This window comes from Candidatus Igneacidithiobacillus taiwanensis (genome assembly GCF_031962545.1).
In the GTDB taxonomy this organism is placed as follows: Bacteria; Pseudomonadota; Gammaproteobacteria; order Acidithiobacillales; family Acidithiobacillaceae; genus Igneacidithiobacillus; species Igneacidithiobacillus taiwanensis.
Window position 1 is genome coordinate 18,579 of the sequence record NZ_JAVRKK010000006.1, and the last position, 13,259, is coordinate 31,837.

Annotated in this window: 16 protein-coding genes; 5 read left to right on the top strand and 11 right to left on the bottom strand. The window is 60.5% G+C overall.

The features are described 5' to 3' along the window. Positions 1-876: a fructosamine kinase family protein gene (locus RTI30_RS01875; RefSeq protein WP_312261741.1), complete on the top strand. Its 876-nt coding sequence runs from the start codon at positions 1-3 to the stop codon at positions 874-876. Here the strand turns inward: RTI30_RS01875 and RTI30_RS01880 are convergent. Genes RTI30_RS01880 through smpB form a run of 4 tightly spaced genes read right to left on the bottom strand, consistent with a single transcriptional unit; the run spans position 860 to position 4,055 of the window. Beyond that, positions 860-1,354, bottom strand: coding sequence for a disulfide bond formation protein B (locus tag RTI30_RS01880; RefSeq protein WP_312274567.1), 495 nt, complete (start codon positions 1,352-1,354; stop codon positions 860-862). The genes RTI30_RS01875 and RTI30_RS01880 overlap by 17 nt on opposite strands. Further along, complete coding sequence (locus RTI30_RS01885) at positions 1,351-1,956, bottom strand: thioredoxin fold domain-containing protein (RefSeq protein WP_312261745.1); 606 nt, start codon at positions 1,954-1,956, stop codon at positions 1,351-1,353. The genes RTI30_RS01880 and RTI30_RS01885 overlap by 4 nt, the downstream gene beginning before the upstream one ends. Beyond that, positions 1,946-3,598: a glycosyltransferase family 39 protein gene (locus tag RTI30_RS01890; RefSeq protein ID WP_312261746.1), complete on the bottom strand. Its 1,653-nt coding sequence runs from the start codon at positions 3,596-3,598 to the stop codon at positions 1,946-1,948. Before RTI30_RS01890 ends, RTI30_RS01885 begins: the two co-directional genes overlap by 11 nt. Next, positions 3,591-4,055: an SsrA-binding protein SmpB gene (gene smpB / locus RTI30_RS01895; protein WP_312261748.1), complete on the bottom strand. Its 465-nt coding sequence runs from the start codon at positions 4,053-4,055 to the stop codon at positions 3,591-3,593. Before smpB ends, RTI30_RS01890 begins: the two co-directional genes overlap by 8 nt. Positions 4,056-4,174: 119 nt before the next feature. On the opposite strand from smpB, the gene RTI30_RS01900 reads away from it, so the two are divergent. Then, positions 4,175-5,323 (top strand): phospholipase D-like domain-containing protein, encoded by a 1,149-nt coding sequence (locus RTI30_RS01900; RefSeq protein WP_312261750.1) that lies wholly within the window; start codon positions 4,175-4,177, stop codon positions 5,321-5,323. Between the two features lie 13 nt (positions 5,324-5,336). After that, positions 5,337-5,786, top strand: a complete 450-nt coding sequence (locus RTI30_RS01905; protein ID WP_312261752.1) for a type II toxin-antitoxin system RatA family toxin — start codon at positions 5,337-5,339, stop codon at positions 5,784-5,786. Between the two features lie 3 nt (positions 5,787-5,789). On the opposite strand, the gene RTI30_RS01910 is transcribed toward RTI30_RS01905, so the two are convergent. After that, complete coding sequence (locus RTI30_RS01910; protein ID WP_312261754.1) at positions 5,790-6,119, bottom strand: outer membrane protein assembly factor BamE; 330 nt, start codon at positions 6,117-6,119, stop codon at positions 5,790-5,792. A gap of 68 nt (positions 6,120-6,187) precedes the next feature. On the opposite strand from RTI30_RS01910, the gene fur reads away from it, so the two are divergent. After that, positions 6,188-6,631: a ferric iron uptake transcriptional regulator gene (gene fur / locus RTI30_RS01915; RefSeq protein WP_312261756.1), complete on the top strand. Its 444-nt coding sequence runs from the start codon at positions 6,188-6,190 to the stop codon at positions 6,629-6,631. 7 nt (positions 6,632-6,638) lie between these two features. Continuing rightward, the gene (locus RTI30_RS01920) at positions 6,639-7,553 is read left to right on the top strand and encodes a cation diffusion facilitator family transporter (protein WP_312261757.1); all 915 of its coding nucleotides are present in this window, start codon (positions 6,639-6,641) and stop codon (positions 7,551-7,553) included. Between the two features lie 10 nt (positions 7,554-7,563). Here RTI30_RS01920 and proB read toward each other — a convergent pair whose 3' ends face one another. The 6 genes from proB to RTI30_RS01950 all read right to left on the bottom strand — a co-directional run bounded on the left by proB (position 7,564) and on the right by RTI30_RS01950 (position 13,247). Continuing rightward, complete coding sequence (proB, locus tag RTI30_RS01925) at positions 7,564-8,688, bottom strand: glutamate 5-kinase (protein WP_312261759.1); 1,125 nt, start codon at positions 8,686-8,688, stop codon at positions 7,564-7,566. Beyond that, entirely contained in the window at positions 8,685-9,809 is a 1,125-nt protein-coding gene (gene cgtA, locus RTI30_RS01930; RefSeq protein ID WP_312261761.1) for an Obg family GTPase CgtA, read from the bottom strand. The genes proB and cgtA overlap by 4 nt, the downstream gene beginning before the upstream one ends. A 49-nt stretch (positions 9,810-9,858) precedes the next feature. Continuing rightward, positions 9,859-10,116, bottom strand: a complete 258-nt coding sequence (rpmA, locus tag RTI30_RS01935; RefSeq protein WP_312261763.1) for a 50S ribosomal protein L27 — start codon at positions 10,114-10,116, stop codon at positions 9,859-9,861. A 17-nt stretch (positions 10,117-10,133) separates the two neighbouring features. After that, entirely contained in the window at positions 10,134-10,445 is a 312-nt protein-coding gene (gene rplU, locus RTI30_RS01940) for a 50S ribosomal protein L21 (protein ID WP_312261764.1), read from the bottom strand. A gap of 162 nt (positions 10,446-10,607) precedes the next feature. Further along, positions 10,608-11,759, bottom strand: a complete 1,152-nt coding sequence (locus RTI30_RS01945; protein ID WP_312261766.1) for a D-alanyl-D-alanine carboxypeptidase family protein — start codon at positions 11,757-11,759, stop codon at positions 10,608-10,610. Between the two features lie 12 nt (positions 11,760-11,771). After that, positions 11,772-13,247, bottom strand: coding sequence for a Do family serine endopeptidase (locus tag RTI30_RS01950; RefSeq protein ID WP_312261768.1), 1,476 nt, complete (start codon positions 13,245-13,247; stop codon positions 11,772-11,774). Positions 13,248-13,259: the final 12 nt, after the last annotated feature.

The window sequence follows — 13,259 nt, forward strand, 5'->3', positions numbered from 1 at the left end:
GTGGAGCTTGCCCGTCTCCTCGAGCAGAAACTGGGCGGACACTGGCAGGTCGAGCCCAGTGGCGGCAGTGATGCCTACCGATTTTATCGGGCGGCTAGTGCCAGCGCCTGCCTGTTTCTCAAGGTTGGTAAAGAGTCAGCGCATTTGGCTGCCGAGCAAGAGGGTCTCCTCGCTCTGCAGGCGGCAGCGGCGCCGGTGCCGCAGGTCTATGGCCTCTGGGAGATGGCCGGCGAGCATGTTCTTGCCCTCACCTTTCTTGCCTTCCAGCACCGTAGCGCCGAAGACTGGGGACGGCTGGGAAGCGTGCTGGCCCGTCTACACACCCCAGCTTGGCCACAGTTTGGCTGGCGGCAGAACAACTTTCTCGGTGCTACCCCGCAGCGCAATACCCCAACGCCGGGAGCCAGCGCTGCCGATTGGCTAGCATTTTTCCAGCAGCAACGTTTGGCGCCGATGCTGGAAAAGCTCGGGCCCAGTCTGCAAGCAGCGGAACAAGAGCTCTTTACCCGCCTTCTCGCTAGCCTGCCGGCGATCCTCGACGGACACGCACCGCGCGCCTCCCTTACCCATGGAGATCTTTGGGCCGGCAATTGGGGGGTGGATGTAGACGGTGCCGTCTGGCTTTTCGACCCGGCGGTAGCGGTAACGGACCGCGAAATGGACCTTGCCATGCTCGAACTCTTCAGCACCCCGCCCGCAACCTTTTGGCAGGCATACCGGAGCCTGGCGCAGCCCGATTTCGACCCGCAGGGCTACGCTCGCCGCCGCCCGCTCTACCAACTCTATCATTTGCTCAACCACTGGCTCTTGTTTGGCCGCTCCTACGCCGGGCAGGCCGTGGCAGCCTGCCGTGCGGCCCTCAGCGGCGGCGGGTGAGCAGCACTGCCAGCGTCAACAGCAACGCACAAGCAAGAAAGAAAGCGAGACTCCAGTGGGTGATTGGCCAGCCCAGGAGCCGATGCGCGCCGGCAACGGCGCAGGAGCCTTGCCCCGTCAGGGCCGAGGCCAAGGGACTGCTGATGGCTGGCGAAGAAAAAACCGTTTGCGGTAGCAACTGGATGTTTGCACACGCTTCTACCCGGTGTTGCGCCGCAATATCGGCAAGATGCCACTGCCAGGCAGCCAAGATCGCTCCGACGCCGGCGGCGATGCCAGCCAAGGCCCAAGACCATCGTCGCAGCACAAAAAATCCTAGTAGAATCAAAAAAATCATAGCCAGGTCGGCGAGTCGCTGGTAGATACACAGACTGCAGGGCGGCACTTGCCGGGCAAACTGCAGATACAGCACGAGCGCCAAGCCTGCGAGTCCCGCAAGCCCGGCAAGACCCGCCAGCATCGCTGCGCCATGCCTCATTTGGCGTCGAGAATTTCCTGCCATTGCTCTTCCGTGGGCAGATTGACCAAATAGTGCTCTTGGCCCTGACTCCGATACACGAGGAGGGGAACGGTAACCACACCCGGGGGAACACTATCGAGGAGGGACTCTTTTCCCTCCAGAAAGGCAAAATTGCGGTGCAGGATGCCTGCCTCTTTGGCGACCAGGGTGGGATCCGCCGGAGCGATGCCACCCTCCGGTCGACCATCACGAATAGCAAAGCCGCTCTCGTTCTTTGCCAAGGCGGCACGTGGGTCTGCAGCCGATAAAATTGCCGCCGCCTTGGCGTGACTCGAAGGACTCAGAAATCCGACCACCACCACCCGCAGGCGCAGTTTACCCTTGGCCACCTTTTCTTGCAGCTGGTCGTAGAGTTTGTGGCAGTAAGGACAGTTGGGGTCCAGAAAAAGGTAAACCACCGGGCCCTGCTTGCCTTCGGCAATGTACTGGGTGTGGGTGAGGGCTTGCCAGAAATAGTCATCGCGCTCCGCGTTGGCCGCCGAGGCGGGTTCGCTCGCGCCCGCGAGCAGAAAAAAAAGACCAAGGAAAGCAAAAAGATGGAGAGGTACTTTAGTGGGCATCGATGCGTACCAAGGAGATTTGCTGACGACTGTAGAGTTCGTAGGCATGGTAGAGCTCCCGCAGGTTTTCTTGGCTGGTGAGATCGGCGTGTAAGGCTGGAAGATCGCGTTGCGGCAGTACCAAAAATAGTGGCCCCGGATGCTTGGCGAGGAGCTGGGGGATCTGTTGTTGTGGATTCGTAAGTTGTGTCGCCGTCATGGCACCGCGCCCGGCATAAAAAAGGAAACTCGGTTCCCACCAGCGCCAAGTGGCGAGGGAGTAGGGCCGGCTGCCCTCCATGCCGCGTACCATCTCCCCCATGTGCACCGAGGGTTTGAGACGGTCGAGGGCAGGTAGCAGCAGGAGCACCAAGCAAAAGGTCAGGGCTACCGCTCCCGCGCCGAGACTGCCGATCACACCCAAAAACTGCCCACGATAGACAAAGTACAGGGCCAGTAGTGCCGCAGCCAGATAGGGCAGACCTATGTAGGCGACTGCGCCCAACGGTGGAATCTGCTGCGGTACCAGGGTGGCGCCGAGTCCGAGTAGGATGCCGCCCAGCGCCGCCAGCGCCACGAGGGAGGCGACAATCCCGCGTCCGCTCAGGGCATGGACGCCGGAGAGGGCCAGCTCCACCCGCCAGGCGAGAAGAGCGAGCAGGGGCGGGTATGCCTCCCAGACATAGTTGGGTAGCTTGGTCGCGCCCAGGCTGAAGAAGGCGATCCAAAGCCCGGCCCAGAGCCCAAAAAAGAGCAGGTCGGGACGCGAGCGAAAGTACTCGCGACGCTGCAGCCAGAGAGGTGCGAAGACCTGTGGAAAAAACACCGACCACGGCAGGAGCCCCAGGAAGGTACTGATCAAATAATAGAATATCGGACCCTGATGCCCCTGCATGGCGCCGGTATAGCGGCCAACATTCTGCTGGGCAATGAAAAGCAAATCCCAGCGCCAGTGGGTCTCGATTCCCACCGCCAGATACCAGGGTAGGGTCAACACCAAAAATAGAGGCAGGCCCCAGCGCAACCGTCCCTCCCGCCAAAGATGCGGAAGATCCTGCCGCAAGAGCAGAAACACGGTGATGATCAGGCCCGGTAGGAGAAAGAAAATCGGCCCCTCGCAAAGGGTACCGAGGCCCATGGCGGCATAGGAAAGTGGGTACTGCCAACGCCTTTCCTCGGGGTAGAGATAGCCGCGTAGGTAGCTGAGCAGGCTGACGGTTACCAAAAAGATGACCAGCGGATCGGGTACCGCGGCACGAAAGATGATCTGACTGTGTAGGGCGGTCGCCGTAAAGAGCCCGGTGAGGAGGGCAGCGCGGGCGCCGAGCAGACGTCGCAGCGCGAGGCTGAGGTAGAGAACGAGAAGGGCACCGAGGGCAACGGAACCGATGCGCAGACCCCAGCTATTCATCCCAAGAAGGCGCACGCCAAGGTCCATCAGCCAATAATTCAGGATCGGTTTGTCGGGCCGCAGATTGCCGTTGAAGGTCGGCACCACGTAATTATCGTGGGCGATCATCTCCTTCAAGCATTGCGCGTTATTGGGTTCGTCGATGTCCCAGAGGCTGGCATCGCCAACATGAAAGCCAAAGAGCCAAAAGGCAAAGACAAACAGCAACAGGGCATGGAACAGATGGTGCTCGGCTGTGGCCGTCTTAGCCATCGCGGGCTCCACCCTTGAGGATGCGCGCCTTGTCGCGTTGCCACTCCCGCTCCTTGAGGGTGGCCCGTTTGTCGTGGGCTTGCTTGCCCTTAACGAGGGCAATTTCTGCCTTGGCGCGCCCTTGTTTCCAATACAGCGCCAGGGGGACGAGGGTAAAGCCCTTGCGCTCCACGGCACCAATCAACCGATTGATTTCCAAGCGATGCATCAGCAGTTTGCGGGTGCGGGTGGGGTCCGGCTGAATATGGGTGCTGGCGGTGGGCAGGGGGCTGATGTGCGCGCCCAGAAGCCAGAGCTCGCCATTTTTGATCACCACATAGCTGTCCTTGAGCTGCAGGCGACCGGCACGCATCGACTTCACCTCCCAGCCTTCGAGGGCAATTCCGGCCTCGAAGCGCTCCTCGATGAAGTACTCGTGTCTCGCCTCACGGTTGAGGGCAATGGTGCTGTTGCTCATGGCATCGGTGGTCCTGAAATCTAATGCGCGATCTTACCGCAAAGCAGACGGGGTGGTACAAACCGCTCCCAGCCTCCACTATTCTATGGACTTCTGCCGGGTCTACAGGACGAGTATCGATGGCCAAGCTGCAGCATTACCCCGCCTGGTTGCCGGCGGAAGATTGGCAGTTGCTCAGCGAGATGCCGGCCATTGCAGCGTTGCTCGAGGATCGGCTGCGCGCGGCGCAAAGCGAGATCCTGTTCGAGAACTATATTTTTGAACATGGGGTCTGGCCGGAGAAGATCCTGGATATCCTCTGTGCGCGGGCCGCCGCTGGGGTACGTGTGGTTTTGCGTTTGGATGCCTTTGGCAGCCATGGCTTTCCCGAGCGCTGGATTGCCCAGCTGCAAGCGGCGGGGGGTAGTTTCGAATGGTATCACCGACTTACCTGGCGAGGTTGGGAAAAACGCCTGCGCCGCAGTCATCGCCGTATCGTATTGATTGATGGCGACTGGTTGGCGGTAGGCGGTTTTGCCATTGCCGACGCATGGCTACGCGGCGATCCTGGGCGAGTACCCTACCGCGAGTTGCTTTTCGCTTGTCGCGGTCCGATCGTACCCTTGGTGCGTCGCTTGTTTTTGCGCAACCGCCCACTGGCGCGTCGGGAACTTCGCCGCACTGCCGCTGGCGCGCCAAGCGTTGCCTCAGACACCTTCCTGCGTCTCCTCGCTGCCACCCCGCCCGAGCGCTACAGTATCCGCCGCCGCTACCTGGCCGCCTTTCGCGCGGCGCGGGTGAGTCTGTGGGTAGCGACCCCCTACTTCAACCCCGATCCTGTCATACTCTCTGCCCTCTATGCCGCGGTGCGGCGGGGTGTCGATGTGCGCATCCTGCTTGCCGGACGAGTAACCGATCATCCCCTTTTGCGTCTGGGTATACAGGCGTATTATCAAAAACTGTTGCGACATGGCGTGCGCGTGTACGAGTACCAAGAAACCTTTTTGCATGCCAAGTATGTGCTGGTGGATGGATTGTGGGGGAGCGTTGGCTCAGCCAATCTCGATTTTCTCAGCCTCTGGTTTAACCGCGAGCTGAATCTCGAACTGCGTGGGCGGGGGCCCCTGCTCACGCTGCATACGCTGTTCCGGCGCGAGTTTTCCCGCTCGCGGGAAATCTCCCTTGCGCACTGGCACCGTCGATCCTGGTGGCGGCGGCCCTTGGAGTGGTTGCTGGCCCAGATCGATCGTCGCATCCAGGCGCGGGCGTTGGGCTCGCGACGTTACTGATTCGAGGAGTGCAATGCACCATATCCGCAAGACGGCGGTGATTCCCTACAGCGCCGAAGAAATTTTTGCCTTGGTAGAAGATATTCGTAGTTATCCGCAATTTTTGCCCTGGTGCGGTGCTACCCGCATCCTGCAAGATCATGGCGATGAAGTGGTAGCCGAAATCCGCATCGCCCACAGCGCCTTTGGTAAGGCCTTTTCTACCCGCAACCGCTATCAGCGTCCCAAATTGGCTGAGGTGCGATTGGTCGATGGGCCATTCCGTTTTTTGGAGGGGCTCTGGCAGTTGGAGCCGGTGGAAGGCGGCACTCGGGTTACCCTCGATATGCGCTTTGAGTTTGCCAGCCGCTTGGTCGGCGCCTTTCTCGAGCCCATCTTCAAACAGGCCGCGGAGACCATGGTGCAGCGCTTCGCCCAGCGCGCCCGCCAAGTCTACGGCGCCGCACGCTTGGCAAAAAACTGAGGCTCAGCCCTTGGGCAGGGCCTGTACGTCGCCGCTGATGCTCTGCAGGGTACCGTCGTGGTTGAAATGTAAAATGATATTGCGGACGGTAGTGCCACTGTAGGCGGGCTTGTTACTGTAGCTATATACCCATTCGTCCTTCTGCCACGGATTGTCGAGCAAGGGCGAGCCAAGAATGGCCCGCACTTCGGCTTGGTCCATCCCCTTGTGGACTTGGTCCAGCTCCTTCTGGCCGATGACGTTGCCCTGTTGAACGTCGACGCGGTAGATACTGCAGGCGCCAAGGCCGAGGCAGAGGAATACGGAACTGGCAAGAAGAGAGAAAGTGCGCATGGGTCCTTGTCTTGGGCGTACGGTGCCACTATGCTACTAAAAGAGAGCGCCACTTGCCATTGGATAGCATGAATAGTGAAGAACTGAAACGCGCCGGTCTCAAGGCCACCCTGCCGCGACTGCGTATCCTGCAGATCCTCGAGGCGAGTGATACCCGTCACCTTACCGCAGAAGAGGTCTACCGACAGCTTCTCGATGCCGGTGAGGAAGTGGGTTTGGCGACGGTGTACCGGGTCATGACCCAGTTTGAGGTGGCAGGGCTGGTGCGTCGGCATCACTTTGAAGGCGACCGCGCCGTTTTCGAGCTCAACGAATCTGGGCATCACGACCACATGGTTTGCACGGCCTGCGGCAAGGTACTCGAATTCTTCGACCAAGAGCTGGAAAATCGCCAGCTAACAATTGCCACCGACCGTGGTTTTCACGTGACCGATCATAGCCTTTCCCTCTATGGCACCTGCAAGGGTATGCAGGAGAGCGGTGTTTGCTCTCTCGAGGGTCAAGGCAGCTAAGCCCTCCTTGGAAGCACACCACCACCACGGCCATGTCCACGCGCCAGCGCGCTATGGGCGCATCTTTGCCTTGGGAATCACCATCAATTTTGCCTTTGTGCTGGTTGAAGCAATCTTCGGTGTGCTCGGCAATTCCCTCGCCCTTTTGGCCGATGCTGGTCACAATTTTGGCGATGTTCTGGGTTTATTTCTGGCCTGGGGCGGCAGCCACCTCGCCCAGCGTGCGCCCACGGCGCGTTTTACTTATGGTTTGCGCAGTGCCTCGATCCTTTCCGCCCTGGGAAATGCCATATTTCTATTATTGGTGACCGGGGCAATCGTCTGGGAGGCGGTGTTGCGCCTTTTTGCCCCCGCTCCGGTGGCCGCCTGGGATGTCGTCATCGTCGCCGCCCTAGGTGTGCTGATCAATACGGCAACGGCGGCACTCTTCCTGGCCGGGCGCAAGCACGATCTCAATCTCCGCGCAGCATTTTTGCATATGGCCGGAGATGCAGCGCTCTCCTTGGGCGTGGTGGCTAGTGGTGTCGTCATCCTCTTTACCCATTGGTTTTGGCTCGACCCGCTCACCAGTATTGTGGTCAGCATCTTCATCGTCTGGTTTACCTGGGATGTGTTGCGAGAGTCGATGGGTTTGGCCCTGGATGCCGTCCCGCCGGGGATCGAGACCGCTTCGGTGCGAGAGTTCTTGCTTGCGCAGACCGGGGTGCAGGGGGTGCACGATCTGCATATTTGGGCCATGAGTACCACCGAAAATGCCCTCACCGCCCATCTGGTGATGCCGGCTGGCGTTCCCGGTGATAACTTCCTCCACCACCTTGCGGCGGAGTTGGCGACGCATTTTGGTATCCACCACAGCACCCTGCAGGTAGAGCAGGGCGATTCCGAGCATCGCTGTATACTTGCCGGCGAGGGGCACGTCTGAGTTCTGCCCCCTAGGGCAGGAGGGCGAGATTGTCGCGGTGGATCAACTCGACTGCCTCTTGCTCGCCAAAAAGTCGAGCAATTTCCTGACTATTCTTGCCCAGCCGCGGTAGCACCTCGCTGCTCGCAAAGTTGATCAGGCCGCGGGCAATCTCCACTCCCTCCGGGTCGAGGCAAGACACCAAGTCACCGCGTTGAAAAGTGCCATTGAGCGCTGTCACCCCCACGGGCAACAGGCTCGAGCCTTTTTCGCGCAGCACCCGGGCAGCACCGGCATCGAGATGCAAGGACCCCGCGGGCGGTAGCTGCCCCAAGAGCCAGCGCTTGCGCGCCGCCAGCTTGGGTAGCTGCGGATGAAAGCAGGTACCGAGAGGCTCGCCGGCAAAAAGACGCAGCAGCACATCGTCTTCGTGGCCGCTGGCAACGATGGTCTTGGTGCCGGAGCGGGCCGCGCGCGTGGCGGCCAAGACCTTGCTGCGCATGCCGCCGGTACCGACGCGGCTGCCGCTACCCCCAGCCATGGCAAGTAGCTCCGGGTCTCCTGCCTGGACTTCGGCAAGGAGACGGGCGTGCGGATTTTGCCGCGGATCGGCCTCGTACAGACCGGCCTGGTCGGTGAGGATGACCAATACATCGGCCTCGAGGAGGTTGCTGACCATGGCCGCCAGGGTGTCGTTATCGCCAAAGCGCAACTCGGCGTTGGCAACGGCGTCATTCTCGTTGATGATCGGTAATGCACCCATTTCCATCAGGGTGCGCAGGGTCTCGCGGGCGCTCAGGTAGCGCTGGCGGTCGCGGAGATCTTCGTGGGTGAGCAAGACTTGGGCGCCAATCATCCCCCCGGCCTGCAGATAGCCCTGATAGACCTGGATGAGGGCCGCCTGTCCGATGCTGGCCGCAGCCTGCAGTTCCGCGAGGGCGCGCGGTCGCGTTTGCCAGCCGAGGCGTTCCATTCCCGCCGCTACGGCGCCGGAGCTCACCAGGATCAATTCCAGGCCCTTTTGCCGCAGCTTGATGAGCTGTTGCACCCAAGCGGCAATGGCGGGCAGGTTGAGGCCTTTGCCATCGTTGGTGAGTAGGCTGCTGCCAATCTTTACCACCCAGCGTTGGCTTTCGTTCAGATCACGGCGTTTCATTCCTCGTCTTCCTCTTCCTCCCAATCGGCGTCGTCCCAGGTCTCGTCGCCCCAATCCTCGCTGTCGGCTTCCTCGCCTTCCCAGTCGATTTCGCTGCGCGGCTCCGGTGCCGGCGGTAACTCGGGTAAGGCGCGCCAGACCGCTTGGGCAAGTTCCTTGCAGCCGCTGCCGGTGGCGGCTGAAACCAAAAAAGCAGGACCCTGCCAATCCAAGGCGTCGATCAGGGCCTGGAATTGCGCTTGCGCTTCTTCGGGACGAAAAAGATCGGCCTTGTTGCCGACCAACCAACGCGGCCTACTGGCGAGCTCGGCGCTGTAGGCTTCCAATTCTGCCGCCAACTCGGTGACATTGTGAGCAGGCTGCGACTCGTCGACCGGGGCGATATCGACCAAGTGCAGGAGCAGGCGAGTCCGGCGCAGATGGCGTAGAAAGCGAATGCCCAGACCGGCACCCTCGGCAGCGCCAGGAATCAGACCAGGGATGTCGGCGAGGACGAAGGACTCGTGTTCGCCTACCCGCACCACTCCGAGCTGTGGGTGTAGGGTCGTGAAGGGATAATCGGCAACCTTGGGCTTGGCCGCGCTGATGGCACGAAGCAAGGTGCTTTTGCCGGCGTTGGGTAGTCCCAGCAGGCCCACATCGGCAAGCAAACGTAGCTCGAGGCGCAGCCGGCGTTCTTCGCCAATCCCGCCCTTTTCGAACTGACGCGGGGCACGATTGACGCTGGTCTTGTACCAAAGGTTACCGTGGCCGCCGCGCCCGCCCTTGGCAACCAGGAGTCGCTGCCCGTTTTCACGGAGATCGCCCAAAAGTTCGCGGGTGTCTTCGTCATACACCAGGGTGCCGATGGGAACCGGAATTTCGAGGTCCTTCCCGGCCCGCCCGGTCATCTGTCGGCCCGCCCCGCCATGGCCATTTTCTGCCCGATAGCGGCGCTGAAAACGGAAGTCGATGAGGGTATTGAGATTTTCCTGGGCGACGAGATAGACATCGCCGCCGCGCCCGCCATCGCCGCCATCGGGACCGCCGAAGGGGATGAATTTTTCCCGGCGAAAACTAACCGAGCCGTGGCCGCCGTTGCCGGCTCCGACGGTGATCTGGACTTCGTCGAGAAATTGCATAAAAACCCCGCCCCGCGATACCGGGGCGGGGTCTTCCCGATGGCTGAATTCAGCCGTTGATGACGCTGACGGTGCGGACCTGCCGCGGGCCCTTGCGATCAAACTGTACCACACCATCGCTCAAGGCGAAGAGGGTATGGTCCTTGCCGATGCCAACGTTGACACCGGGATGATACTGGGTGCCGCGCTGGCGAATGATGATGTTGCCGGCGATGACCGCCTGCCCACCGTAGCGCTTGACTCCCAGTCGCTTGGACTCGGAATCACGACCGTTGCGCGAAGAACCGCCTGCTTTCTTGTGTGCCATGCTGGATTGCTCCCCTGTTAGGCGTCGATGCTGGTGATGCGTACTTCGGTGAAGTACTGGCGATGGCCCTGCCGCTTACGGAAATGCTTGCGGCGGCGCATCTTGAAGATGTGGATCTTGTCGGCGCGCCCTTGCGCGAGGATGGTGGCCTTGACCGTAGCGCCGGCAACGAGGGGCTGCCCTACCTGCACGGAGTCTCCTTCGCCAAGCATGAGCACGCGATCGAGAACCAGCTCGCTTCCCGTCTCGGCTTCGATCTTCTCCAGGCGCAGTTTGTCGCCCACCGCGACCCGATATTGTTTACCACCGTTTTCCACTACCGCGTACATCTTGACCTCCGCAAACGAGCAACCGGCTGGCGCCGCCGGAAAAGGCCGAAAGGATAGGCAGAAAGCCCAGCGCCGTCAAGCGCTTCTGCACATTGCGCCGCGGTAGCCCGATCCTTCCGCCAGCCTGTCGCCAAAGAATGGGGCGAAAACGAGCCTGGGGTTTCAGAGCGCATCTTTGGCCTCGTGCCACCAGGTACCAAGGGTGCCGGCGGGCTTGCTGGCTTGGCTGGCGAGAAGGGGGGTTTCGCCCAGCACTTTGCCGTGCAGAGTGATGCGCAAGGTACCAACGACGGCGCCTGCCGCTACCCCATGGTCGCCCAATTGCCGATAGCTGACCGAGCGCTGTAATTGCCCCTGTTCCCCAGTGGGGACGGTAACCCAGACACTATGGGCGGCCTTGACCGTAAACTTTTGCGGGTCTAGTCGAGGATCGCGATAAACACCAATCAGGGCACCCTGCGGCACAGCCTCCACATCGCGGGTGAAGGCATACCCATAGTTGAGCAGGGCGACGACATCATCGACCCCCGCTGGCCAGTTTGGCGCCCCCATCACCACGGCAATGAGGCGACGGCCATCGCGCAGGGCGGTGGTATCCATGCAGTGGCCAGCGGCGTTGGTGTGACCGGTTTTCAACCCGTCGATACTCGGGTGCCCAAAGAGGGCCGGATTCCAACTGCGCTGGGTGATGTGGTTGTAGCGATAAAATTTGATTTTGGAGATGTCGATGACCTGGGGATAACGCTGGATCAGGTTGCGAGAGAGTGTCGCAATGTTTAGTGCCGAAAGATGCAAGCCTGGATCGGGAAGGCCATCGACGTTGCTGTAGTGCGCACCGGTCAAGCCCATTTTTTGTGCCTCGGCATTCATCTCGGCCACAAAACTGGCCCGTGTTCCGGCCACCGCCTGGGCCAGGGCAACGGCCGCATCGTTACCGGAGTCGATGATCAGGCCATGCATCAGCTGGTCGACGGTTACCGGCAGGTTGGGCTGAATGAACATGCTCGAACCGCCGGTGTGCCAGGCGACATTGCTGACCGGGATTTGTTGCTGCCAGTGCAAGCGGCCCTCCGCCAAGGCTTTGTAGGTCAGATAGGCGGTCATCAGCTTGGTGAGACTAGCGGGGGGAAGCTGCAGATTGGGCCGCTTCTCGGCAAGGATTGCACCGGTACGAAAATCCATCAACACATAGCTCGTGCAGTTCGGAATACTTGGTGCTGGCGCTTGCAGATCGGCAGCCAAGCTACTACCGCTGCCGAATAGCAGCGCAAACGCCAGGAAGGGCGCCCGTGGGCGCCGCAACAGTGCTTTCATGTGCTGCTGTCCTCAGTGTTTGGGCAGGTGGATGACCACAAAGAGGCTGTTCTTACCCTGCCGCACGAGCATCGAGATCGGCTGGTTGGCGGGCAGCCCCTTGACGATACGCTCCAGCTGCTCCGGGCTATCGACGCGTTGCTGGGCAATTTCCTGGATTGCCATACCCTCACGCAAGCCGATTTCTGCAGCGGGCCCTGGGTAGACGCTCTCGATGAAGACGCCATGATGGATTCCCAAGGCCTTCTTTTCCGCGCTATCGAGGGACGATACACGTAGCCCCAAGCGGCGGATATCGGCGGTTTTGCGCATCTCGGCATGGCGCATCTTTTCCGGCATCACGCCAACCGTAACATGCAGGGTTTCCGGTTTGCCATCGCGCAGAATCCCCACCGGAACGACGGTTCCGGGCGGGGTGTCACCCACCATCGGTGGTAGCTGCCCAACGCTGTATACCGGTTGATGGTTGTAGGTGACGATGACATCGCCGGTTTTCAGACCGGACTTGGCAGCCGCCTCTCCCGGTTCGACATTGGCCACCAGGGCACCAACGGGTTCCTTTAGGTGCAGGGCCTCGGCCATGGCCGGGGTCACCTCCTGCACGTCAACGCCGAGCCAGCCAAAGCGCAGCTTTTTGTGGGCCAGGAAGGCATCGACGGCGCGCATGGCGGTATTGATGGGAATGCTGAAGGACAGGCCCATGTAGCCGCCGTCGTTGGTATAGATCTGGTCATTGATGCCAACCACCTGCCCCGACATATTGAAAATCGGTCCGCCGGAGTTGCCGGGGTTGATCGGTACATCGCTCTGGATAAAGGGGATGTACTCATCGTCGTGCGGTAAGGAGCGATCGAGGGCGCTAACCACCCCTTGGGTGACCGTATTGTAGAATCCAAAGGGCATACCGATGGCGAGAAGCCATTGGCCAACCTTGAGATCCTTGGCGTTACCGAGTTGCACCGTCGGCAAGTTATGGGCGTCGATTTTCAGCAGGGCCGTATCATAGCGTACCGAAAGCCCCACGACCTTGGCCGGGTAGGCGCGGTGATTGGTGAGGGTGACGATGATGTGATGCATCCCGCGCACCACGTGTCCGGCGGTCACGATGTACCCATTGGAAGAAATGATGAAGCCGGATCCCAAAGCCTCTTCCTTCTCTTTTTGCGGTGGCTGGGCATTCGGGAAATTCTGGAAGAATTGATAGAAGGGAGAATTCTTGGGAAAGGGATTTTGCCCCTGTCCACCGCCCACGATCTTGGTGTCGGAATCGTCGATTTTGACGATGGCGTTGCCGTATTTTTCGACGATGGGGCTGAAATCCGGCATCTGCACCATCTTCGGCCCAGGGGGGTTGAGCACCGGTTTGGGGATGGGCAGATCCCCTTCGTTGGCGGCAAAGGAAATTCCCACCGCGCCAACGGCAAGGACGACAAGGGCGCTGGCGATGCCCAAGGACAGCGTACGAAACTTCGGTTTGTTTGCGGTCATATTGTTCCCCTT